Source organism: Solimonas aquatica (genome assembly GCF_900111015.1).
Classification (GTDB): domain Bacteria; phylum Pseudomonadota; class Gammaproteobacteria; order Nevskiales; family Nevskiaceae; genus Solimonas; species Solimonas aquatica.
Genome location: NZ_FOFS01000008.1, coordinates 64828 through 86150 on the forward strand (window position 1 = coordinate 64828; position 21323 = coordinate 86150).

Here is a 21323-nt window from a genome sequence, read left to right on the forward strand (position 1 = left end):
CCTCCGGCGGCGGACTTACTTCTCTTTGCTTGTGCAAAGAGAAGTACCTCGGGCGCCGAAGGGCGCACGAAACCAAGGCTAGATCAGGCGAAGAAGCTAGCGGCTTACGGCGTTGTCGCGACTTGCCAGGGCCCAACGCCAGATGTTCCTGGACTGCAATCAAAGCCGGGCTGTCGCAGCTAGAGACATGTGGTCCCAGGTCGGGTGCGGCTTTACTCGCGACGATCCGCGTTCTGCCTCACAATGTGCGCTATGAGCGACAAGCTGCCCGTTATCGTGCTGGTCGGCCGACCCAATGTCGGCAAGTCCACGCTGTTCAACCGCCTCACCGGCACCCGCGACGCCCTGGTCGCTGATCTGCCCGGCCTCACCCGCGACCGCCAGTACGGCAGTGGCGTGCATGAGAACCGCGCCTTCGTGGTCGTCGATACCGGCGGCTTGATGCCGGAATCGGCAGATCCCCTGGCGGCACTGGCCGAGGAACAGGCGCGCATGGCTCTGGAAGAGGCCGATCATGTGCTGTTCCTGGTCGATGTGCGACAAGGCCGCGTGCCGGCCGACGAGGCCATCGCCAAGCACCTGCGCAAGCTCGGCAAGCCGCTGACGCTGGTGGTCAACAAATCGGAAGGCCGGCCGCGTGCCGAGGCTTCGGCGGATTTCTTTGCGCTCGGTCTGGGCGAGCCGCTGACGATCTCCGCCGAGCAGGGGCAGGGCGTGCATCAGCTGCTCACGGCCGTGCTCGAGGTGCTGCCGGCCATCGCGCCGGAGCCGGAGAACGATGATGGCGGCGTGCGCGTGGCCATCGTCGGCCGGCCGAACGTGGGCAAGTCCACGCTGGTGAACCGCTTGCTGGGCGAGGATCGTGTGCTGGCCGCCGATCATCCCGGCACCACGCGCGACGCCATCGCCGTGCCTTTCGAATACGACGGCCATCCTTACACCCTGATCGACACCGCCGGCATCCGCCGCCGCGCGCGCGTCTGGGAAGCGGTGGAGAAGTTCTCCATCGTCAAGACGCTGTCGGCCATCGAGCGCGCGCATGTGGTGATTGCGGTGGTCGATGCGCAGAACGATATCGGTGAGCAGGACGCCAAGCTGCTGGGCCTGATCGCGCAACGAGGCCGCGCCATGGTGCTGGCCGTGAACAAATGGGACGGCCTCAAGCCCGATGAGCGCGAGCAGGTGCGCTATCAGGTCTCGCTGAAGATGCCGTTCCTCGACTTCGCGCCGCTGCACTTCATCTCTGCGCGCCACGGCTCGGGCCTGGGCGAGCTGATGCAGGACGTGCAGACCGCCTACGAGTCCACCACGCGTGAATTCTCCACGCCCGAACTCAACCGCATTCTCGAAGCGGCGGTGGAAGCGCATCAGCCGCCGGCGGTGCTGGGCCGGCGCATCAAGCTGCGCTATGCGCATCAGGGCGGCCGCAATCCGCCGCGCATCGTGGTGCACGGCAACCAGACCGAGAAACTGCCGGAGAGCTACAAGCGCTATCTGGCCAATCAGTTCCGCGCGGCGCTGGCGCTCAAGGGCGTGCCGCTGCTGCTGAGCTTCAAGACCGGTGACAATCCGTACAAGGACAAGAAGAACGAGCTCACCGGCCGGCAGATCAAGAAGAAGCGGCGCCTGATGGCGCGCGTGAAGCGCTAGTTTTTTCTATCGAGTTGTTCGTACCAGCGCAGGCTGCCGTCCTCCAGGCGGAACAGCCGCGCCTGTCCCTGTTCGACGAGCAGCGGCGCGTACTCGCCCTCCACCAGTTCCTTGCGCACGCCGCGGCTCGGCAGCTCGCCGCGCAGGTCCTGCGCCAGCGTTTGCGCCAGCTGCGCGGCCGGTGCGCTGAGCAGTTCGCGCAGCGCGCCCTGCTGCTGCCAGAGTGCGAGATTGTCCTCGCGTTTGCGGCTGGCCTGCGGCAGACGCAGGGTGTAGGCCAGATCGGCGCGATAGGCGGCATCGGCATACTGCTGCGCCAGCGAGAAGGCTTGCGCCACCTCGTGATTGTCGGCGCGGCGCGGCGGCGTGAGCGCGCAGCGCAGGCGTAGCTGCAGGCTGGCGGCGTCTGCGGAGAACTCGATCTGCGCCTGCGTCCAGAACGTGCTGCGCCCGGCCTCCGGTGCCGGCGGCGCATCGCTGGCGAAGACCGCGCTGCTTTCCAGATGCAGCCAGGCGATGGCTTGCAGCTGTTCGCGCAGGGCATCCACCAGCAGCGGCGCGACATCGACCCCGGCGGCCGGCGGCGGTGCGGTGGTGACCGCAGGCGCGGCCGCTTCACCGTAGTCATGCAGCGGGCCGTACAGCAGGCGCTTGAACCAGTCCGCGCTGCCGGGTGCGGCGCTCGCGCGTGCCTCGGTTTGCGGCGTCTGCAGGCTCAGCAGCAGATCACTGTGCTGCACATAGGGCTGGGCCTGCGGGCGCAGGCGCAGGGGTTCGTGCAGATTCGCATCGCAGGCGCCGAGCAGCAGCGCCGCCAGTAGCAAAAAGCCGCGTCCAGTGAGCTGAGGCATGAGGCTTGGGTCCTTCCAAGTTTGGCCCCGGAAAGAGGGCAATTACTGTGCCGCCCGCCGCGCGGGCGTCTGCCAGCTGTGCTGCAGCGTGGCCGGGCCACGGCCCCGATCCAGCGCGCGCAGCAGGACCCAACAGCCGATCAGAGACAGCAGCACGCTCAGCGTCAGCATCGGCGCAAAACCGGCGAGGTCCGCGATCAGGCCGGCCGCCAGTGCGGCAAGACCCTGACAGATCACCACGGCGCTGGCCAGCAGGGTGTAGTCGGCGCCGGCATGCTCGGGCTCGCAGGCGTCCATCATCAGCGCAAACAGCGCCACCGTGGCGATGCCGCCGAACAGATGCTCGGCGATGGTGGCGCTGGCGATCAAGGCAAAGCCGCCGCCGGCGCCCGTCGCGGCGAGCGCATAGGGCGCAAGACTCAGGCTCTGCATCACACCGCCCAGCAGCAGCACGCGGCGGCGCGGCAGGCGGAAGGCCAGCAGTCCGCCCAGGGCCGCACCGGCCAGGCCGCTGAGCGAGCCCAGCGTGCCCTTGAGCAGGGCGATCTGCGCCAGGCTCAGCTGCTGGTCGCGCATGAAGGGGCCGATCAGCGACGCGCCCATGGAATCGCCGAACTTGTAGGCGAGCAGCAGGCCGATCAGCGTGGGAATGCCGGGCCGGCGCAGACGCGACCACCAGCTGCCGGGATGCACGCGATGCGGCGATGCCGCCACGGTCTTGGGCGGCAGACGCAGGCCCAGCAGCGGCAGCGTACAGATCGCCAGCAGCAGTGCCATGGCCAGGAACATCGTGGCAAAGCCCCGCTGCGCGTACACCCAGAGCAGCAGGCCGCCGCCCAGCACCATGCCGATGCGATAAGCCCCGACCTGGATGCCGTTGGCCAGACCGCGTTCGCGGCTGCCGAGCAGAATCACCGCCAGGCCGTCGGTGGCGATGTCCTGGGTCGCGGCCAGGAAGTTGAAGGCCAGCAGCGCGAAGAACAGCGGCCAGAGCGTCTGCGACAGATCCAGGCCCGCGAGCAGCACGGCGCCGATCAGGGTCGCCAGCTGCAGCCACAGCAGCCAGTGCTTGCGGTTGCCGACCCGGTCCACATACGGCGCCCAGATGAACTTCAGCGCCCAGGGGATGAACAGCCAGCTGCTGAGGCTGATGACGGTGAGCGAGTGGCCGGCGTCGCGCATCAGCACCGGCAGTGCCTGCGTGAAGAAGCCGTAAGGCAGGCCCTGCGCCAGATACAGGGCGCTGAGCAGAATCAATATGCCGCTGCGACTCAAACGGGCGGCTTGCCGGGCTCGGCGCGCGAGACACCGGCGGTGACCACGAAGCGCATCGCGTCTTCCAGGCTCATGTCCAGCGGCGTGAGGTGGCGGCGCGGGATGAGAATGGTGTGACCGCCGATCTGGTAGCTCATCGGCAGATACACCGCCACGCAGTCATCGTCCTGGGCGAGATTGAAGCGCGCCAGATTCTCCACGGTGAGGATGCCGACCATGCGCACCGGCATGTTCGGCCATTGCAGCAGCACCACGCGGCCCAGCTTCTGGCCGCCCTTTTTGCTGGAGACCATGTCGGTGAGATCGCGCACCGCGCCGTAGATGGTCTTGATCAGCGGAATGCGGTTGAGGCCGCGGTCGATGAAGCCCAGCACCTGACGCGTGACCAGGCCCTGCATGGCCAGGCCCACCGCGAAAATCAGGCCGCAGGCCACCAGCAGGCCCATGCCGCGCCTGTAGCTTTCGCCGGGCAGGATCACCGAGAGCACGCTGCCGAATACCGATTCGGCCGCGCCGATCAGCCACATCACCAGGCTGAAGGTGACCAGGATCGGCAGCACCGCGAGCAGGCCGGTGAGAAAGATCGAGATCGCCTTGCGCAGCGTCGCGCGCGCGGCGTCGGACAGCAGCGGTGGCAGCTCGGAGGGCGAGTTCACGCGCAGCTCCAGCGGAATTCGCCGATCGCGTCACTGGCCAGCTGCACGGCATCGCCGGGCAGCAGCGGACCGACGCCGGCCGGTGTGCCGGTGTAGATGGCGTCGCCGGGCTGCAGTGCCCAGGTCTGCGAGAGGATGTGGATCTGCCGCGCCACGCTGTAGAGCATCTCGCGGGTGCGGCCGTGCTGGCGCAGCTGGCCGTTGACGTGCAGGGTGAATTCCAGAGCCTGCAGGTCCTGCTCCAGATACGGCTTGAAGTCGCCGAGCACCGCCGAGCCATCGAAGGCCTTGGCCAGCTCCCAGGGCTTGCCCTGGTTTTTCAGCTTGGTCTGCAGATCGCGCAGGGTGAGGTCCAGCCCCAGCGTGAGACCGGCGACGCAGGACATCGCCTCTGCTTCGGGAATGTCGCGGCCACCACCGGTGAGCAGCACCACCAGCTCGGCCTCGTGATGCACGCTGCCCTGCGTACGCGGCAGCACGATCGGCTGGCCTTCCCCGACGATGGCCGAGGGCGGCTTCATGAACACCACACAATCGCCATCGGCCTGATGGCCGAGATGGGCGAGTTCAGCGACGTGATCGGCGTAGTTCTTGCCGATACAGAAAATGCGTTCGACGTTCATGGCGGCGGCTGCGAGGCGGATCGGCACCGGATATTCGGTGCTCGCCGCCATTGTAGCGGTCGCGCGCCGCCGCGCCCGCCTGCGATCAGCCGAGCGCCTTCACCGCCGCCAGCACCTCAGCGACGTGGCCCTTGACCTTCACCCCGCGCCAGACCTGACGCAGCACGCCCTTGGCATCGAACAGGAAGGTGCTGCGGTCCACGCCCATGTACTTGCGGCCGTACAGGCTCTTTTCCTTGATCACATCGAAGGCCTGGCAGGCGGCTTCGTCGGCGTCGGAAAGCAGGCGGAAAGGGAATTCCTGCTTGGCGATGAAGTTGTCGTGCGACTTCACGCTGTCGCGCGAGATGCCCAGCACCTCGGCGCCGGCCTTGCGCAAGGCCTTGTACTGATCGCGGAAGTCCTGGCCTTCCTGCGTGCAGCCCGGCGTGCTGTCCTTGGGGTAGAAATACAGCACCAGTGCCTCGCCCTTGAGCGCGCGCAGTTTCACGGTGCCGCCGCCGCTGACCGGCAGCGTGAGGTCGGGAATCTTGTCGCCGAGGTCCAGGCTCATGAGGGGCTTCTCAGGTCTTGATCGGGTCGAGCATGCCGTCGGCATTGAGGTCGTCGCAGAGATCCATGAAGGACTCGCGCAGCGCCTGCGGATGCTGGTTCACCGGCACGTGCAGCACCATCTGCACACTGGCCATTTCCGCGCCGGTATAGGTGGACTGGTATTTCTGCGTGGAGATTTCCACCACTTCCACATCCTGCTGCTGCATGAACTCCAGGATGTTGACCAGCAGGTTCGGGTCCTGCGGTGCGATCACCTCGGCGGCGTAGGGACGGAAGTCCGGGCTCACCGGCCGCGCGTCGCAACGTTCGAAGCGCACCTGCAGGTCCAGCTTCTCGGCGATGCCGGGCAGGGCGGTTTCCAGGCGGCCCAGGGTGCTCCAGTTGCCCGAGACCAGCAGATTGGCGGTGAGACGGTCGCCAATCTGGGCGATGCGGCAGTCCTCCACCTCGCCACCGCGCTCGCGGATGGCTTTGAACAGCTCCAGCGGCACATTGCCCTTGGGCTTGCCGATGACGGAGACGGTGAGCAGGTTGTCGTTGGCGGACATGGACGGGAGTTTGGGCGAAAGGCGGCCATTTTAGCGCGCCTGCCGATCTTGTATTCATAAAACCGTGCCGATGCCGCTACGCCCCGGCGAGGCGCAGCCGCTATACTTGCCGCCCTTTTTCCCTTCCGACCGTCTTTTTTGCGCATGATCAAGGGCAGCATCGTTGCCATCGTCACCCCCATGTTTCCCGATGGCGCGGTGGATTGGGACAGCCTCTCGGCACTGGTGGAATGGCACATCAGCGAGGGCACCGACGCGATCGTCGCGGTCGGCACCACCGGTGAATCGGCGACGCTCACCGTCGACGAACACATCGAAGTGATCCGCCGCGTGGTCAAGCTGGCCAAGAAGCGCGTGCCGGTCATTGCCGGCACCGGCGCCAATGCCACGGCCGAGGCCATCGAGCTCACGCAGGCCGGCAAGGATGCGGGCGCCGACGCCGCGCTGCTGGTCACGCCCTACTACAACAAGCCGCCGCAGGAAGGCTTGTACCGCCACTTCAAGGCGGTGGCCGAGGCGGTGGACATTCCCATCATTCTGTACAACGTGCCCGGCCGCACCGGCTGCGATCTGCTGCCCGCCACCGTGGCGCGCCTGGCGCAGATCCGCAACATCGTCGGCCTGAAGGAAGCCAAGGGCGAGATTGCGCGCATCAAGGAATTGCTGGCGCTGAATCTGCCGCGTGACTTCGGCATCTACTCGGGTGACGACGCCACCGCCTGCGAATCCATGCTGCTGGGCGGCCACGGCGATATTTCCGTGACCGCCAATGTCGCGCCGCGCAAGATGCATGAGATGTGCATGGCGGCGCTGGCCGGCGATCGCGCCAAGGCCGAACGCCTGGACGGGGAACTTCAGCCCCTGCACAAGCATCTGTTCGTGGAACCCAATCCCATCCCCGTGAAGTGGGCCCTGAACGAGATGAACAAGATTCCCGCCGGTTTGCGTCTGCCTCTGGTCCCCATGGACCCCGTGCATCAGGATCTGGTGCGTACCGCGCTGCGTACGGCAGGCTGCCTGTGATGCGCGCTCCCGTGCTGATCGCGCTCTGCGGCGCGCTGCTGCTGAGCGCCTGCTCCGCCAACCGTCGCTGCGCCGGTACTCCGTCCTACCAGAAGGAAGACACGCTGCCGGCACCGGGTGCAGTGGAAGGCCTCACCGTGCCGACCTCGCCTTCGGCGCTGAGCATTCCCGCGCAGCCGGCCCAGAGCGAACCGTTCGGCAAGAAGGTCAAGGATGCCGATGGCCGTTCCCGCTATGAGTGCCTGGACGTGCCGCCGCCGTTCAACCCGCCGCCCGCGCCGGCAGCCAGCGAAAAAGCCCCAAAGTCCTGACGCGCGCCGCTATAATCGCGCCCCTGAAGTTTCCGGAGAGATGTCCGAGCGGTTGAAGGAGCACGCCTGGAAAGCGTGTATACGGTCCAAAGCCGTATCGAGGGTTCGAATCCCTCTCTCTCCGCCACACAAACGGAAAAGCCCCTTGAATGGGGCTTTTTTGTTTGTGCAAGGTGGAAATGCGAGAGAGGGATTCGAAGCCGCGGCAGCGGCCGGCCCGAAAGGGGAACCCCTCTTCGTCGCCCTATTTGGCGTTCGGGCCTGGTCCTGAAGCAGGAAGGCCCCTCGTTTCGAGGGGCTTTTTATTTCGAGGCGGGACGGTACGAACCCGCAGCGCTCGGTTTGCCGTGGCAGGACTGCGTGATAGGCGGCTGGCGATGCCGCCAGAGAGCAGGCCATCGATTCCGGCCTGCTGGCCTGTCCCTGATCGAGCAGGGGAAGTGGCGCGCCCGGAGGGAGTCGAACCCCCGACCCACGGCTTAGAAGGCCGTTGCTCTATCCAACTGAGCTACGGGCGCGTGCCCACATTTTATGCGATGCCTCGCGGCTTCTGTTGCGTGCCCGACGATTCCCCTGCCGCTGCGGACGCCGGCCCGATGGTGCGGTGAGGGGCTGGTCCGGATCTGCTTGGGAGCTTTCAGCGGCGGATGCCGCTTCAGTCCTGACGTCCCTCGCGCAGCTGTCTGGGCGTGGCGCCGAACCAGCGCAGGCAGCTGCGCGAGAGGGCCGAGGTGTCGGAGTAGCCGAGCATCTGCGCGATCTGGATCAGCGGCAGTGCGGATTCCTTGAGCGAACGCAGCGCCACTTCACGACGCACGCTGTCACGGATGGCTTCGAAGGACTGGTTCTCGGTCTTGAGCCGGCGCTGCAGGGTGCGCGGGTGCATGCCCAGTGCCGCCGCCACGCTGTTGTGCGTGCAGTCGCCGCTCAGCAGCAGGCGTTCCACCACCGCGCGCAGATGCGTGCTCAGCGCCGCGTCGCTGACCGGAAAGCGCTGCTCGATGTAGTGCGTGGCCAGTTCATAGACCTGTGGATCGATGTCCGGCACCGGCACGTCGAAATCTGCGTCGGCGAACAACAGGCCGTTCATGCTCTGTGCGAAGCGCGGTTCGGCACTGAAGTAGTGGCGATAGACCTCCGGCGGCGACAGCGCTGCATGCGTGAACCAGACCTCGCGCGCCCGCACCCGGCCGCTGCTGATGGCGATGGCGTTCTGCTGGGTGACCAGCAGCGAGCGTTCCGCGGTCTGTGGCTGATGCGGCATGCGCGGCAGCTGCACCTCGATGTGCAGAAAAGTGCCGTCGTCCACGCGCAGTTCCTCGTAGCGCAGCTGCGAGACCGTGGTGCTGTACACGCGCAGATGCTCCACGCAGTAGCGAAAGGCCTCGCGCACGCTGCGCGAGTTACGCATCACGTATTCCAGCGGACCCAGAATCTTGGCGCCGGCCTGTGCGGCGGACAGGCGCATGCCGAAGTCCGGGCAGCGCAGGGTTTCGGCGGCCAGTTCCAGCAGGCGCGCCAGGGTGCGGTGCGCGATCACGGCATGGTGTTTGCCCAGGCTTGCCGGTTCCACCTGCACCGCCCGCAGCAGCGCCTCGGGATCGCCGCCCAGGGCGCGCACCACCTCGGGAAACTTGTGCAGGGCTTCGATGCGCAGCATCGCGGCGCCCGCCTCGGGCGACTGCGTGGCGGCGGCATCGGGCGGGGGGCGTGGCGCTTGACTCATGGGATCAGCCGCGATCCTAGCCGAAAAGCCCTGGCCTGGGCGGCGTGCCCGCCGCCGCCCGTTCTCTACATGAGTTCGCTGCGCAGCTGCTGTTTGAGCACCTTGCCGGCGTCGTTCTTGGGCAGCGCGGCGCGCAGCTGCAGCTGTTCGGGCAGCTTGAATCTGGCGACCTGCAGACGCAGCAGAAACTCACGCAGCGCGTCCAGGCTGGGCGGCTCGGCACCACGCGGCACCACCACCGCACAGGCGCGCTCGCCGGTGCGCGGATCGGGCAGGCCGACGATGGCCACCTCGGCGATCTGCGGATGCGTCAGCAGCAGGTCTTCGACTTCCTTGGGCGAGATGTTTTCGCCGTTGCGGATGATGAGATCCTTGGCGCGGCCGGTGACCACCAAATAGCGGTCATCCTGCCAGCGGCCCAGATCGCCGGTGCGGAAATAGCCTTCGCCGTCGAAGGCGCTGGCATCGTCTTCCTCATGCAGATAGCCGCGCAGCATCTGCGGTCCGCGCGCCAGGATTTCACCGTCGCCCTCGCTGGCGCCGGGCACGGCGGCGAGGCGGATCTGCGCAATGCCGGGCAGCCCGTCGCTGCTGGCGGCGTGCGCGGCATCGGCGCGGTCGGTGACGCCTACCGTGGTCACCGGCACTTCCGTGGAACCGTAGACGCGCGTCACGGCGGCGCTGGAGAAGTATTCGCCGGCCTCGCGGATCAGCGCCGGCGGCACCGAGGCGCCGCCGCAGATGAAGACCTTGAGCTGCGGCAGGCGCGTGCCGGCGCGCTGCGCGGCGGCCAGCAACTGCTGCAGGAAGGGTGTGGCGCCGGCCATGTGCGTGCAGCCCTCGGCCTGCATCAGCGCCACCGCCGCATCCGGTTCCCAGCGCGCCATCAGCACTGCCGTGGTGCCCAGCAGCAGGGGGCCTTCGAAGGCGTAGATCGAACCGCCGATGTGGCTGATCGGCGAGGGCACCAGAAACTTGTCACCTGGCGTGATGCGCCAGTGCGCACGCAGCTGGCAGTTCAGCGCGTGGATGCTGTTGTGGCTGTGCATCACACCCTTGGCGCGGCCGGTGGTGCCGGAGGTGTACATCACCATGCGCAGGGCATCGGCCTCCTGGGCCGGCAGCGGCAGCGCGCGCGCGGGCTCGCGCAGCAGGGATTCGTAGTGCAGGTGCTTGCCGGCTTCGCCGCGCAGCACCACCACCGCCGGCGGCTGCGGCAGCGTCGCGCAGACCTGGCTCAGCATCGCGGCGTAATCGTGTTCGCGAAAGCGTGCGGGGATGAACAGGAAGCGGCTGTCGCAGTCCTGCAGGATGAAGCGCAGCTCACGCTCGCGCAGCGAGGGCAGGATGGGATTGGCGACCATTCCGGCCAGGGTCGCGCCCAGATAGATCACCGCCGCCTCGTGCCAGTTGGGCAGCATGAAAGACACCACCGCGCCCGGCGCGGCGCGCGCCAGCAGCGCCTGCGCCAGACGCTCGGCCTGCTGCAGCAGGCTCTGCGCATCCAGGCGCGTCGCGCCGTCCACCAGCAGCACGCGCTGCGGGCTCTGCTGCGCGGTCCGGCGCAGGGCATCGGCCAGGGTGCTGCGCACCCACAGCCCCTGCGCATAAGCCTGCGCCGCGCGCGCCTCGTCCCAGCGCAGCCTGCGGCCTGCGATCAGCTTGCGTTCCGGCACCGTCGTCGAAGTCCCTTGCATGGCCATCGGCCAGGAAGCGGCAAGTTACGGCAGGCGGGGGCGGTGCGGTCTTGATGTCCGGCGACACGCGGCGCCGCACGACTGTCGCATGCGGACATGGCCACGTCCTGCGCGATCAAGACCACGCGCCTGGTGGCCCTTACAGTGCCGGACCAACATCGATGGAAGAGGAGAAGGGCCATGCAGCTCGCAATCGTCACCGGCGCCGGCAGCGGCATCGGTCTGGCCTGCTGTCAGAAGCTGGCCGCCATGGGCATGGCGGTGCTGGGCGTGGGCCGCGATGCCGCCAAGCTCGCCGCGCTGGAGCGGGCCATGCCCGATGCCGCGCGGGTGGCGACGCTGGCCGTGGATATCACCCGGGACGACGCGCCCCCGCGCATCGTCGAGCAGGCGCTGGCGCGCTTCGGCCGCATCGACTTTCTGATCAACAACGCCGGCGTCGGCAGTCCCAAGCCGGTACACGAGACCGACGACGAGAGCCTGGATTATTTCCTGGGCCTGATGCTGCGCGCGCCGTTTCGTCTGGCGCGCGAGGTGATTCCGCATCTGCAGCAGGGCGCAGCGATCATCAACATCACTTCCACCTTCGCCGTGATCGGCGGCATGCGCGGCGGCGCCTACTCGGCGGCCAAGGGCGGCATGACTGCGCTCACCACGCACATCGCCTGTCAGTACGGCGCGCAGGGCATCCGCTGCAACGCTGTGGCCCCGGGTGTGATTCCCACGCCCATGACCGAGCATCGTCTCCACGACGAGCGCTTCCGTCGCATCAACACCGAGATGACGCCGCACTACCGCATGGGGCAGCCGGACGACATCGCCAGCACCGTGGCCTTTCTCTGCTCTGCGGGCGGCAGCTACATCAACGGCCAGACCATCGTCGTCGACGGCGGCTGGAGTTCCACCAAGTATCTGTCGGACTACGCCTTGAGCAGCGAGTGGACGCCGCGGCCCTGAGCCCGACTGCGTTCTGGCTCAGGCGCCGGGCAGGGCATAGGCCAGCCCGGTGCTGTGCTGTGCCCAGTCCCAGAGCCGCAGGGCCAGCGCCGGATCGCGCGCCTCGGGACGGCAGTCCACGCGGCGTGGTGGTCCGCGCAGCTCCTTGAAGCCGGCGGGGCCGAAGTATTCGCCGCCCTGCACATCCTCGGCGGTGGCGGCGTACAGCGCCGGCAGCATGCCCATGGCCGGCGGCTGCGCAAGCAGCCGCGTGCTCAGTCGGATAAAGACATTGCCCACGTCCAGATTGGTGGCGCTGTAGCCCGGGTGCGCCGCTACGGCGCGGATCGGCAGCCGCGCGGCGCGCAGACGGCGATCGAGTTCGAAGCACCAGCTCAGTACCGCGAGCTTGCTGGCGCCATAGGCGTCCATCTCCTTGTACGCGCGCCGGGTGAAATGCGGATCGGACAGATCCAGTCCCGGCGTGAGCCGGTGCGCCAGGCTGCCGGTGGCGACGATGCGCGCCGCCGGTGCGGCCTTGAGCGCGTCGAGCAACAGGCCGGTGAGCGCATAGGCGCCCAGCAGATTGGTGCCGATGTGCTGCTCGAAGCCGTCCGCGGTTTCGCTACGCGGCACCATGATGGCGGCGGCGTTGTGGCAGAGCAGGTCCAGGCTCGCATATTCGCCGGCAAAGCGGCTTGCGAACGTACGGATCGAATCCAGCCGCGCCAGATCCAGCGGCAGGGCGCGCAGGCGCGCCTGCGGCTGTTGCGAGCGGATCTGCGCGATGGCGTTCTCGGCGCGCTGCGGATCGCGACAGGCCATCAGGACCTCGGCGCCCAGGCCCGCGAGTGCGGTGGCGAGCTGCAGGCCCAGGCCGCGATTGGCGCCGGTGATCAGTACCCGCTTGCCTTCCAGGCGGGGTGCATCGCTGAGTGACCAGGCGGCTTTGGACATCGCAAGAACTCCGGAACGATGGAGCGCCATGCTGCGCCCCCTGCCTTGCGCCGGCTTCACCTGAACGGACGGTGAAGCCTCGCGGGCGAGTCTTGCGTCACGCCGCTCCGGGCACGGCGTTTGAGTCCCTGCGCCGTGCACACACTGTGCTTTGTCCCTGGAACTCATCGGAGAATCGGCATGAAACACTGGAAAAAAACGCGGTTACCGCTTGCTGGCCTCACGCTGCTGGCGGTTCTGCCGGCGGCGATTTCGGCACAGGAGATGCCGCATCAGCAGAGTGCGTTCTACATCGGTGGCGGCGTCGGCTACAGCCGTATCGGCAGCGAGGACTTCCCCACCAACGACGAAGACTTCAACGACAACCGCGTGTCCTGGAAGGCGCTGGCGGGTTTTCGTTTCAATCCCATCCTGTCGCTGGAGGGCCAGTACATCGATTTCGGCAAGGCGGAAGGCTCGCTGGCAGAAGTGAAGGCGCATGGCTGGACGGCGGGTCTGGTGGCGGATCTGCCGCTGCCTTATCTGCAGCCTTACGCCAAGGCCGGCGCGCTGTTCTGGAATGCCGACTTCGATTCCAGTGTGGGCGTCGGCGGCTTCCACCGCAGCGAGGACGGCACCAGCTTCACCTGGGGCGGCGGTGTGCGCTTCAATCTCGCGCAGAATCTCGATCTGCGTGTGGAATACGAGCGCTTCACCTTCGAGGACACCCACGTGGACAACGCTTCGGCGGCCTTGCAGTTCTCGTTCTACTAAAACGGCCAGCCATCCTGATCGGGGCCGCCGCTGGCGGGCTCGATCAGGGCTGCGGCGTGTCGATATCTTCGTATGCCTGCCAGACGAAGCGCGGCGTACAGATCGCCAGAAACACCAGCTCGGTATCGCCCAGCGCCTGGATGCGCTGCCCGCAGCCGGGCGGAATCAGCACCACATCGCCGGCGGATACTTCCTGCGGTGCCTGCCCTTGCAGTTGCATCAGGCCGCGGCCGGCGACAATCACATAACGTTCCTGGGTGTTGCGCAGGCGATGCCAGCGCGTGCTGTGTCCGCAGGCCACACGCACTTGCGCGATGGACAGGGTTTCATCCTGCGCGCCGTTGGACAGCTCGCGGACGTGGCAGCCTTCCACCGTGAACGTTTCCGGCTGTGCGCAGGCCGGCAAAATTGCGGGCTTCATATCGGGATGGGGTGGGTGTCTTGGCAACGACGATGAGGCCAAGCTTGGCACATGGCGGAGGCAGCGAACATCGGGCGCCTTCATGCGCCGGATGCTGGCGGCGCAAAAAAGGCCGCGCCTTTTCGTCAGTGGCCTGCAAAAGGGCATGGAGACCCTTTTGCATCAACCTGCCTTTTGCATCGCCCTGATAAACTCCTGCGCTTTGCGTCTGCCATTCACAACAGCAAGAGGGAGAAATACATGATCGGATACGTCACGCTGGGCACCAATGACCTGGGCCGCGCCTCGCAGTTCTATGACGAGCTGCTGAAACTCGTCGGCGCCGGGCAGGCTTTCGCCACGGATCGCCTGGTGGCCTGGGCCAATGATCCCGCCAAGCCGATGCTGTGCGTGATCAAGCCTTTCAATGGCGAACAGGCCACCGTGGGCAACGGCATGATGGTGTCGCTGCAGGTGGACAAGCCGGAAATCGCGCAGGCCCTGCACGCCAAGGCCCTGAGCCTGGGCGGCAGCGACGAAGGCGCGCCGGGTGAACGCATGCCGGGCTTCTACGCCGCCTATTTCCGCGATCTGGACGGCAACAAGCTCTGCGCGTTTTCGCGCGGCTGAGTATGCACCGCGCCGGCCGGCCTCAGCGTAAGGGCTGGGCCGGCCCGGCCTTGGCGGCTGCGCGCTGATACGCGGCGCGCGCCTGGATGCGCGCCACGAAGCTGGCGATGTTCGGGTACTGGCCCGGCTTTGCGGCGCGCGCCAGTGCCGCTTCCAGGGGAAAGCTCATCTGCATGTCGGCGATACTCAAGTCCTCGCCGGCGAACCAGGGGTGTTTGCCCAGCTCCTGATCCACATAAGCCAGCTGCAGCTTGATGTTCGGTTCCTGATAGGCGTTCTGCAGGGCTTCGGCGATCTTGCGCGCGATGGGCCGGATCAGGGTCGGCGAGCCCGGCACGATGCGGCTGTTGATCAGCTTCATCACCAGCAGTGGCATCAGCGAGCCTTCGGCATAGTGCAGCCAGTAGCGGCAGCGTAGCGCGGCCTCGCTGCCGGCAGGCGGCAGCAGGCGTCCGCCGCCGTGACGCTCGGCCAAGTATTCGAGTATCGCGCCGGACTCGGCCAGCACCCGGCCTTCGTCTTCGATCACCGGCGACTTGCCCAGCGGATGCACGGCGCGCAGCGCGGGCGGCGCCAGCATGGTTTTCGGATCGCGCGCATAGCGGCGCAGTTCGTAAGGCAGGCCCAGCTCTTCGAGCAGCCAGAGCACGCGCTGCGAGCGGGAATTTTCCAGGTGGTGGACGGTGATCATGGATGCGTGCTCCGGTGAAGGCGGGTCAGTCGCCGAAATGCAGATGCGCCTGCATCTGCCCGCGCGGCGGCATCTGCAGATACCAGCCTTGCTCGCGCAGCTGCTGCATCACGCTGCCGACATCGACGCGCGCCAGCTTGCGCTGCGGATTGAGGCTCAGCTGCAGCACCTGAACCAGACGCCCGGCGCGCTGGCGCAGGGCCTCGGGCAGATGCTCGGGTGACAGGTCCGCACGCAGGTACAGATACATTTCCTGCTGGCGCGAACAACGGTAGACGTGGCAGTCGATGATTTCGCTCATGGCGCGGAATTGTCGGCGATCCGCAGTCGCGGAATCCAGGCATGGTGCTTGCGCGGGCAAGGCGGATCGCCAAAGCTATGCCGCGTTCCAAGGGGGGAATGGCACACCATGAATCTGATCCTGGCCTCGTTGCTGGTCTACATCGTCGCGCAGCTGGCCATTGCCTTCGCCGTGGCGCGACGGCCCAAGAGCGAGTCGGACTATCTGCTGGCCGGCCGCCGGCTCGGGCCCTGGCTGGCCACCTTCAGCGTGTTCGCCACCTGGTTCGGCGCCGAGACCTGCGTGGGCGCCACCAGCGAGAGCTACGCCAATGGCTTGTCGGGCGCCACCACCGATCCCTTCGGCTACGCGACCGGCATCCTGATCATGGGCCTGCTGTTCGCCGCCACCTTGTGGAAGCGCGGCATCATGACCTTTGCCGATCTGTTCCGGCAGCGCTACGGCGGGCGCATCGAAACCCTGGCGACGCTGGTGATGATTCCCAGCTCGGTGCTGTGGGCGGCGGCGCAGATCCGGGCGATGGGTCAGGTGGTGGCCTCGGCCAGTGAGCTGGGCATCTTCGCGGCGATCACCGCCGCCGCCGTGGTGGTGATCGTCTACACCGCCATCGGGGGCATGTGGGCCGACGCGGTGACCGATCTGGTGCAGGGCATCGTGCTGATTCTCGGCGTTCTGGGCCTGGCCGTCGTGTTCTTCTACAGCGGTGGCGCCGAACGTCTGGCGGCGCTGCCGCCGGAGCGCCTGACCATGATGGGCGAGCAGAGTCCCCTGCAATGGCTGGAGACATTCCTGGTGCCGGTGCTCAGCACCGTGGCCGCCGGCGAACTGGTGGCGCGCGTGCTGGCGGTGCGCAGTCCGGAACTGGCGCGCAGCAGCACCATCGCCGCGTCCTTCCTGTATCTGGTCATCGGCATGGTGCCGGTGCTGCTGGGCCTGGGGCTGATGGGGCAGATGGGCGACACCGATCCCGAGCAGGTGCTGGCCACTTACGCGCAGCACTCGCTGTCCACGCCGCTGTACATCCTGTTCCTCGGCGCCCTGGTTTCGGCGATTCTCTCCACGCTGTCCGGCGCGCTGCTGGTGGCCGGTTCGCTGGCCGCGCACAACCTGCTGCTGCGGCATCGGCCGGGGCTGAGCGAGAAGGCCAAGGTCCGCGCCAATCGCCTGGGCGTGGTGATCTTCGGCCTGGCCGCCTACTGGCTGGCGCTGTCCTCGGACAGCATCTATGAGCTGGTGCAGGCGTCCTCGGGCTTCGGCTCCTCGGGCGTCCTGGTCATCATGCTGTTCTCGCTGTGGGCGCCACGCCTGGGTGGCGCGGCCAGCGCGGCGGCGGCGCTGATCGCCAGCGTCTCGGTCTATGTGCTCGGCACCTGGCAGGAACTGCCTTATCCCTTCTTCAGCTCACTGGCCGCCTCGCTGGCGGCGTACCTGCTGTTTGCGCCGCTGCGCTCGGGGGCGGTGCAGGGGGATTCTGCTCTTGCCGGCGGGACCGCGCGCGAATCATCCTGAGCGCCTGTGTCCTGCGCCGTGATCGCGGCGCAGGGCAAAAAACATTTCCATATGCCGCCGGCAATCGCGACGATGCGCGATTGCCACGCGCCATTTCATGGACAGGCCATGCTCAAGCTCGCGAAATCCCTGACGCTGCTGCTGCTGCTGTCGGCTCTGCTGCTGGGCGCCTGCCAGCGCCAGGCGCCGCCTGCGGCGGCCAGCGCGCCACAGGCCATCGCCTGGCAGGAAGGCAAGGTGGAAGAGGCCTTTGCCGAGGCCGCCGAGAGCAAGCAGGACGTGCTGCTGTACTGGGGCGCCAAGTGGTGCCCGCCCTGCAACCAGCTCAAGGCCACGGTGTTCCAGCGTCCGGAGTTCATTGCGCAGACGCGCCGCTTCGTGGCGGTGCATCTGGATGGCGATGAGCCCGGCGCGCAGCGCTGGGGCGAGTACTTCGGCATCGTCGGTTATCCCACGCTGATCATCCTGCGTCCCGACCGCAGCGAACTCACGCGCCTGTCCGGCAGCAGCGATGTCGAGGCTTATCCGCGACTGCTGGCGCTGGCGCTGCAGCAGTCGCAGCCGATCCGGCAGCTGCTGCAGCAGGCGCTCGCGCAGCCGGACAAACTCAGCGCCGGCGACTGGCAGTCGCTGGCCGCCTACGGCTGGGAGCTGGACGAGCAGCGCCTGCTGCCCGCGCAGGAGCCGGCGACGACGCTGGAGACCCTGGCGCAGCGCTGTCCCGATCCGGCCCTGCGCCAGACCCTGGCGCTGCAGGCCCTGACGCTGCGCGCCGGCGCGGATGAGCGTCTCTCCGAGCCGCAGCGCCTCGCCGGTACGCAGCTGCTGCATGCGCTGCTCGCCGATCCCGAGGCGGTGCGGCGCAATGTGGTCTTGATCGAAGCGGCCGGTGCCGACCAGATCGCCGCGCTGGCCGAGCCCGATTCGGCCGACTACGGCGCACTGTCTGCGTTGCTGGTGCTGGCCATGGATCGTGTCTACAGCGATGCGCGCTATTCGCTGGGCGAGCGCATCGATGCCAGCTTCGCCGAGCTGGACCTGTGGCAACAGGCACATGGCAAGGATGCCGTGCCCAAGGCCCTGGCGGAAAAAATCCGCCAGCGCGCGCAATGGGCCGATGCCCAGGCGCAGACCCCGTATGAGCGGCAGAACGCCGTGCACTCGGCGGCCGAGCTGCTGCACAAGGCGGGTCTGGATGCCGAAGCCAAGGCCTTGCTCAATGCCGAACTCAAGCGTTCGCTGGCGCCGTACTACCACATGGTCACGCTGTCCAGGATCGCCGAGGATGGCCACGACAATGCCGCAGCCGTGGACTGGTTGCGCCAGGCCTACGCGGCCGCGCAGGGTCCGGCGACGCGCGCGCAGTGGGGCGTGCTGTATGTGGAAGGTCTGATCCGCCTGCAGCCCGAGGATGCCAAGAGCATCCAGGCCGTCAGCACGCAGCTGATCCGCGAGCTGCGCGAGAGTCAGGCCGGCTACTACCAGCGCACCCGCAAACGCTTCGAGCGCCTGAGCGGCAAGCTGCTGGCCTGGGCCGCCGCCCACCAGGGCCAGGCGCAGCTGAAGGCGCTGCGCGCGCAGATGCAGCCCTTGTGCGCGACGCTGCCGGCGCAGAGCGAGGCACAGCGCAGCTGCAGCGGCTTTCTGCAGCCGGCGGCCTGATTCCGCAGCGAGCCGGGCTGCGGGTACGAGCAGGGGTATCAGGGCGGTGGGGGAATATCAAAAGCCCCAGTTATTCTTAGGCCGCGCGACGGTGAATCCCTATACTCGCGGCCCACGCGCGCGCAGACGCGCTTGAGCCCTTGGGGGACTTAATGATGTTGTATGCCGGATTGCCGCGCCGTCTTGCATGGGCGCGTACGCTTGCCTGCTTGTTGTCGCCGCTTGCCGCGATGCCGGCGCTCGCCCAGAGTCCGGACGCTCCGGCCGAGGCCCTGCCCACCATCCCGGTGGCGGGCGAGCCGGCCGCCGCGCCGAGCACCGCCGCGCCGCGCGAGGAGTCCGGGGCGCTGGCCGAAGTGATCGTCACCGCACGCAAGCGCGAGGAGCGCCTGCAGGATGTGCCGGTGTCGGTGCAGGCCTTCTCCAGCGAGCAGCTCGACGCGCGCGGCGTGCAGAGCATCCGCGATCTGGCCGAGGCCGTGCCCGGCATGCAGGTCACCGACCTGGGCGGCTACAACCTGATTTACCTGCGCGGCGTCGGCACCGATGTGTTCATTCCCTCCGCCGAGCCCAGCATCGCGACTTATGTGGACGGCGTGTACTTTCCGTCGGGCCACAGTCTGGCGCAGGCCTTCGGTGCGGTGGAGCGCGTGGAAGTGCTCAAGGGCCCGCAGGGCACGCTGTTCGGACGCAACTCCACCGGCGGTGCGGTTTCGGTGTGGTCGAAGAATCCGGGCCAGACGCCGGAGACCTCCGTGCAGCTCAGCTACGGCAATTACAAGGACGCGCAGGCGCGCGTCTACACCAATCTGCCGCTGAGCAACGCTCTGGCGGTGAGCCTGTCGGGTTTCTACAACCGCCGCGACAGCTATTACCGCGTGGACAACGGCAGCAATGAACAGCTGCCGCCGGAGATCGGTCGCGGTGGCCGTCTCAAGATCGGTGTGGAATTCAGCGAAGACCTGAATCTGGTGGTCACCGGCATCTATGCGCGGCAGAGCGGCACCAGCACCACGGTCTCGGCCAACGTCAATCCCACGCCGCTGCTGGGCATCACGCTGCCCGCCGAAATCCGCGACTACGTCACCACCGCCAACAGCGAGCCCAGCCTCAGCACCATCACGCGTGCGCTCTACGGCCAGCTCAACTGGCATCTGAGCGGCGTGGATACCAAGCTGCTGGGCAGCTATTACTTCGTCAAGGCTTTCGACTACGTCTACGACTTCGACGGCACCAGCCAGCCGATCGCCACCTATGGCGCCGACGACGAGTACCAGCGCTTCGTGACCAGCGAGCTGCAGTTCACCTCCAATGCCGACAGCTGGGGCAGCAGCTGGCTCAAGTGGGTGGGCGGTCTCTATTACCTGCGCAGCGACGGCGGCTACAAGCCCGGCTATCTGCGTCTGCTCGATGCAGTGCAGCTGCCCACCACGGAGCAGATCGGTGCGCTGCCGCTGGGCCTGGGTGATCTGGTGCTGTCGCTGCTGGGCAATTCACCGATTCCGCAGGACCTCACCTTCTATTTCACCGGCCTGCTCAAGACCGAGGCCTATTCCGGCTATGCCCAGGCCACCGCGAGCCTCACCAGCTGGCTGGACCTGACGCTGGGCGGACGCTGGCAGCGCGAGTCGCGCAAGCTGGTGACCTCGGACGTCAGCGACGGCAATTTGAACGGCGGACTCACGCGCCTGTATTCCTTCCCGCAGGAGGAAAGCACCGCGCGCAATTTCTCGCCGAAGGTCTCGCTGGACTGGCGGCCCGCGCAGGACCTGCTGATCTACGCCTCCTTCCAGCAGGGCTTCAAGAGCGGCACCTACAACATCATCAATATCTTCAAGGCGCCCACCTATGTGGAGCCGGAGAAGGTCACCGCTTATGAGGTGGGTCTGAAATCAGAGTGGTTCAATCACAGCCTGCGCTTCAACACCGCGCTGTTTGAAAACGACATCCACAATCTGCAGACCGGCTTCATGTCCTTCACCTCGGGCGGCGCGATCAATCTGGAAAACGCCGGCAAGGCGCGCATCCGCGGTCTGGAAGTGGAGGCCTTGTGGCAGCCCCTGCCTGAGCTGGATCCGGGCCTGCTGCTCGGCGGCAATCTGAGCTGGCTGCACGCGGTGTATCTGGACTACGACGACGGCCGTGGCTTCGGTGAACTCACCGGGCTGGCCTACAAGAGCGACTGCAGCAATCCCGGCTCGCCGGCCTGCCATCCCTTCAGCGGCAATCAGATCGTGCGTACGCCCAAGCTCAGCAGCACGCTGACGCTGAGCCAGAGCTTCGAGCTGGGGCAGGGCACGCTGGAGCTGGCGGGTGACTGGTACACCAACTCGGGCTATTACTATCTGGCGCAGAACACGCCGGACACCTTCGAGCCGGCCTATCAGATTTTCAATGCACACCTGAGCTATCTGTATCAGCCGTATGGTCTGAAGCTGACGGTGTACGGCGACAATCTGGGCGATGAGCGCTACAACCTCGCGCAGTTCCACACCGACTTCGGTCGCGAGGATTCGCTGGCGCCGCCGCGCACCTGGGGCCTGCGCCTGAACTGGGATTTCTGATGGTT

Annotated in this window: 21 protein-coding genes and 2 tRNA genes; 10 read left to right on the forward strand and 13 right to left on the reverse strand. The window is 67.0% G+C overall.

What is annotated here, in order from left to right; genetic code table 11:
* The first annotated feature begins 252 nt into the window (after positions 1–252).
* Positions 253–1650 carry a ribosome biogenesis GTPase Der gene (gene der / locus BMY12_RS10875; protein ID WP_093285824.1) on the forward strand — a complete coding sequence of 466 codons (1398 nt, stop codon included), beginning with the start codon at positions 253–255 and terminating at the stop codon, positions 1648–1650.
* Here the strand turns inward: der and BMY12_RS10880 are convergent.
* Genes BMY12_RS10880 through BMY12_RS10905 form a run of 6 tightly spaced genes read right to left on the reverse strand, consistent with a single transcriptional unit; the run spans position 1647 to position 6158 of the window.
* Positions 1647–2501 carry a hypothetical protein gene (locus BMY12_RS10880; protein WP_143068925.1) on the reverse strand — a complete coding sequence of 285 codons (855 nt, stop codon included), beginning with the start codon at positions 2499–2501 and terminating at the stop codon, positions 1647–1649. The genes der and BMY12_RS10880 overlap by 4 nt on opposite strands.
* Positions 2502–2543: 42 nt before the next feature.
* Positions 2544–3758: an MFS transporter gene (locus tag BMY12_RS10885; protein WP_245732459.1), complete on the reverse strand. Its 1215-nt coding sequence runs from the start codon at positions 3756–3758 to the stop codon at positions 2544–2546.
* A 14-nt stretch (positions 3759–3772) separates the two neighbouring features.
* Positions 3773–4432: a DUF502 domain-containing protein gene (locus BMY12_RS10890; protein WP_245732461.1), complete on the reverse strand. Its 660-nt coding sequence runs from the start codon at positions 4430–4432 to the stop codon at positions 3773–3775.
* On the reverse strand, positions 4429–5106 hold the full coding sequence (locus BMY12_RS10895) for a fumarylacetoacetate hydrolase family protein (RefSeq protein ID WP_245732463.1): 678 nt from the start codon (positions 5104–5106) through the stop codon (positions 4429–4431). The genes BMY12_RS10890 and BMY12_RS10895 overlap by 4 nt, the downstream gene beginning before the upstream one ends.
* Before the next feature lie 34 nt (positions 5107–5140).
* The gene (locus BMY12_RS10900) at positions 5141–5608 is read right to left on the reverse strand and encodes a peroxiredoxin (protein ID WP_093285831.1); all 468 of its coding nucleotides are present in this window, start codon (positions 5606–5608) and stop codon (positions 5141–5143) included.
* A gap of 10 nt (positions 5609–5618) precedes the next feature.
* Positions 5619–6158, reverse strand: a complete 540-nt coding sequence (locus tag BMY12_RS10905; protein ID WP_093285834.1) for a glycine cleavage system transcriptional repressor — start codon at positions 6156–6158, stop codon at positions 5619–5621.
* Between the two features lie 144 nt (positions 6159–6302).
* Here BMY12_RS10905 and dapA point away from each other — a divergent pair, with 144 nt between their 5' ends.
* From dapA to BMY12_RS10920, 3 genes are all read left to right on the forward strand, one after another.
* Positions 6303–7181 (forward strand): 4-hydroxy-tetrahydrodipicolinate synthase, encoded by an 879-nt coding sequence (gene dapA, locus BMY12_RS10910; protein ID WP_093285836.1) that lies wholly within the window; start codon positions 6303–6305, stop codon positions 7179–7181.
* Positions 7181–7492, forward strand: coding sequence for a hypothetical protein (locus BMY12_RS10915; protein ID WP_093285839.1), 312 nt, complete (start codon positions 7181–7183; stop codon positions 7490–7492). The genes dapA and BMY12_RS10915 overlap by 1 nt, the downstream gene beginning before the upstream one ends.
* Before the next feature lie 34 nt (positions 7493–7526).
* Positions 7527–7619, forward strand: a tRNA-Ser gene (locus tag BMY12_RS10920).
* A 314-nt stretch (positions 7620–7933) separates the two neighbouring features.
* On the opposite strand, the gene BMY12_RS10925 is transcribed toward BMY12_RS10920, so the two are convergent.
* The 3 genes from BMY12_RS10925 to BMY12_RS10935 all read right to left on the reverse strand — a co-directional run bounded on the left by BMY12_RS10925 (position 7934) and on the right by BMY12_RS10935 (position 10915).
* Positions 7934–8010 (reverse strand) — tRNA-Arg (locus BMY12_RS10925).
* Between the two features lie 137 nt (positions 8011–8147).
* Complete coding sequence (locus tag BMY12_RS10930; RefSeq protein ID WP_093285842.1) at positions 8148–9218, reverse strand: AraC family transcriptional regulator; 1071 nt, start codon at positions 9216–9218, stop codon at positions 8148–8150.
* A 65-nt stretch (positions 9219–9283) separates the two neighbouring features.
* The gene (locus BMY12_RS10935) at positions 9284–10915 is read right to left on the reverse strand and encodes an AMP-binding protein (protein WP_177188950.1); all 1632 of its coding nucleotides are present in this window, start codon (positions 10913–10915) and stop codon (positions 9284–9286) included.
* A 180-nt stretch (positions 10916–11095) separates the two neighbouring features.
* On the opposite strand from BMY12_RS10935, the gene BMY12_RS10940 reads away from it, so the two are divergent.
* Complete coding sequence (locus BMY12_RS10940) at positions 11096–11872, forward strand: SDR family NAD(P)-dependent oxidoreductase (RefSeq protein ID WP_093285844.1); 777 nt, start codon at positions 11096–11098, stop codon at positions 11870–11872.
* A gap of 18 nt (positions 11873–11890) precedes the next feature.
* On the opposite strand, the gene BMY12_RS10945 is transcribed toward BMY12_RS10940, so the two are convergent.
* Positions 11891–12808, reverse strand: coding sequence for an oxidoreductase (locus BMY12_RS10945; RefSeq protein WP_093285847.1), 918 nt, complete (start codon positions 12806–12808; stop codon positions 11891–11893).
* Between the two features lie 180 nt (positions 12809–12988).
* Between BMY12_RS10945 and BMY12_RS10950 the strand changes: the two genes are divergently transcribed.
* Positions 12989–13561 (forward strand): outer membrane beta-barrel protein, encoded by a 573-nt coding sequence (locus BMY12_RS10950; protein ID WP_093285850.1) that lies wholly within the window; start codon positions 12989–12991, stop codon positions 13559–13561.
* A 43-nt stretch (positions 13562–13604) separates the two neighbouring features.
* Here BMY12_RS10950 and BMY12_RS10955 read toward each other — a convergent pair whose 3' ends face one another.
* The gene (locus BMY12_RS10955; RefSeq protein ID WP_093285852.1) at positions 13605–13982 is read right to left on the reverse strand and encodes a cupin domain-containing protein; all 378 of its coding nucleotides are present in this window, start codon (positions 13980–13982) and stop codon (positions 13605–13607) included.
* 240 nt (positions 13983–14222) lie between these two features.
* Between BMY12_RS10955 and BMY12_RS10960 the strand changes: the two genes are divergently transcribed.
* Positions 14223–14591, forward strand: a complete 369-nt coding sequence (locus tag BMY12_RS10960; protein ID WP_093285855.1) for a VOC family protein — start codon at positions 14223–14225, stop codon at positions 14589–14591.
* A 22-nt stretch (positions 14592–14613) separates the two neighbouring features.
* Here BMY12_RS10960 and BMY12_RS10965 read toward each other — a convergent pair whose 3' ends face one another.
* On the reverse strand, positions 14614–15282 hold the full coding sequence (locus BMY12_RS10965; RefSeq protein WP_093285857.1) for a glutathione S-transferase family protein: 669 nt from the start codon (positions 15280–15282) through the stop codon (positions 14614–14616).
* A gap of 25 nt (positions 15283–15307) precedes the next feature.
* On the reverse strand, positions 15308–15583 hold the full coding sequence (locus BMY12_RS10970) for a YcgL domain-containing protein (protein ID WP_093285860.1): 276 nt from the start codon (positions 15581–15583) through the stop codon (positions 15308–15310).
* Between the two features lie 108 nt (positions 15584–15691).
* Here BMY12_RS10970 and BMY12_RS10975 point away from each other — a divergent pair, with 108 nt between their 5' ends.
* From BMY12_RS10975 to BMY12_RS10985, 3 genes are all read left to right on the forward strand, one after another.
* Positions 15692–17092: a high affinity choline transporter 1 gene (locus tag BMY12_RS10975; RefSeq protein WP_245732464.1), complete on the forward strand. Its 1401-nt coding sequence runs from the start codon at positions 15692–15694 to the stop codon at positions 17090–17092.
* A 108-nt stretch (positions 17093–17200) separates the two neighbouring features.
* The gene (locus tag BMY12_RS10980) at positions 17201–18754 is read left to right on the forward strand and encodes a thioredoxin family protein (protein ID WP_177188951.1); all 1554 of its coding nucleotides are present in this window, start codon (positions 17201–17203) and stop codon (positions 18752–18754) included.
* A 230-nt stretch (positions 18755–18984) separates the two neighbouring features.
* Positions 18985–21318 carry a TonB-dependent receptor gene (locus tag BMY12_RS10985; RefSeq protein WP_093285866.1) on the forward strand — a complete coding sequence of 778 codons (2334 nt, stop codon included), beginning with the start codon at positions 18985–18987 and terminating at the stop codon, positions 21316–21318.
* The last annotated feature ends 5 nt before the right edge of the window (positions 21319–21323 follow it).

Coding starts and splice junctions, on each gene's coding strand:
- der (WP_093285824.1), top strand. CDS start 253: ATGAGCGACAAGCTGCCCGTTATCGTGCTGGTCGGCCGACCCAATGTC.
- BMY12_RS10880 (WP_143068925.1), bottom strand. CDS start 2,501: ATGCCTCAGCTCACTGGACGCGGCTTTTTGCTACTGGCGGCGCTGCTG.
- BMY12_RS10895 (WP_245732463.1), bottom strand. CDS start 5,106: ATGGCGGCGAGCACCGAATATCCGGTGCCGATCCGCCTCGCAGCCGCC.
- BMY12_RS10900 (WP_093285831.1), bottom strand. CDS start 5,608: ATGAGCCTGGACCTCGGCGACAAGATTCCCGACCTCACGCTGCCGGTC.
- BMY12_RS10905 (WP_093285834.1), bottom strand. CDS start 6,158: ATGTCCGCCAACGACAACCTGCTCACCGTCTCCGTCATCGGCAAGCCC.
- dapA (WP_093285836.1), top strand. CDS start 6,303: ATGATCAAGGGCAGCATCGTTGCCATCGTCACCCCCATGTTTCCCGAT.
- BMY12_RS10915 (WP_093285839.1), top strand. CDS start 7,181: ATGCGCGCTCCCGTGCTGATCGCGCTCTGCGGCGCGCTGCTGCTGAGC.
- BMY12_RS10930 (WP_093285842.1), bottom strand. CDS start 9,218: ATGAGTCAAGCGCCACGCCCCCCGCCCGATGCCGCCGCCACGCAGTCG.
- BMY12_RS10935 (WP_177188950.1), bottom strand. CDS start 10,915: ATGCAAGGGACTTCGACGACGGTGCCGGAACGCAAGCTGATCGCAGGC.
- BMY12_RS10940 (WP_093285844.1), top strand. CDS start 11,096: ATGCAGCTCGCAATCGTCACCGGCGCCGGCAGCGGCATCGGTCTGGCC.
- BMY12_RS10945 (WP_093285847.1), bottom strand. CDS start 12,808: ATGTCCAAAGCCGCCTGGTCACTCAGCGATGCACCCCGCCTGGAAGGC.
- BMY12_RS10950 (WP_093285850.1), top strand. CDS start 12,989: ATGAAACACTGGAAAAAAACGCGGTTACCGCTTGCTGGCCTCACGCTG.
- BMY12_RS10955 (WP_093285852.1), bottom strand. CDS start 13,982: ATGAAGCCCGCAATTTTGCCGGCCTGCGCACAGCCGGAAACGTTCACG.
- BMY12_RS10960 (WP_093285855.1), top strand. CDS start 14,223: ATGATCGGATACGTCACGCTGGGCACCAATGACCTGGGCCGCGCCTCG.
- BMY12_RS10965 (WP_093285857.1), bottom strand. CDS start 15,282: ATGATCACCGTCCACCACCTGGAAAATTCCCGCTCGCAGCGCGTGCTC.
- BMY12_RS10970 (WP_093285860.1), bottom strand. CDS start 15,583: ATGAGCGAAATCATCGACTGCCACGTCTACCGTTGTTCGCGCCAGCAG.
- BMY12_RS10975 (WP_245732464.1), top strand. CDS start 15,692: ATGAATCTGATCCTGGCCTCGTTGCTGGTCTACATCGTCGCGCAGCTG.
- BMY12_RS10980 (WP_177188951.1), top strand. CDS start 17,201: ATGCTCAAGCTCGCGAAATCCCTGACGCTGCTGCTGCTGCTGTCGGCT.
- BMY12_RS10985 (WP_093285866.1), top strand. CDS start 18,985: ATGCCGGCGCTCGCCCAGAGTCCGGACGCTCCGGCCGAGGCCCTGCCC.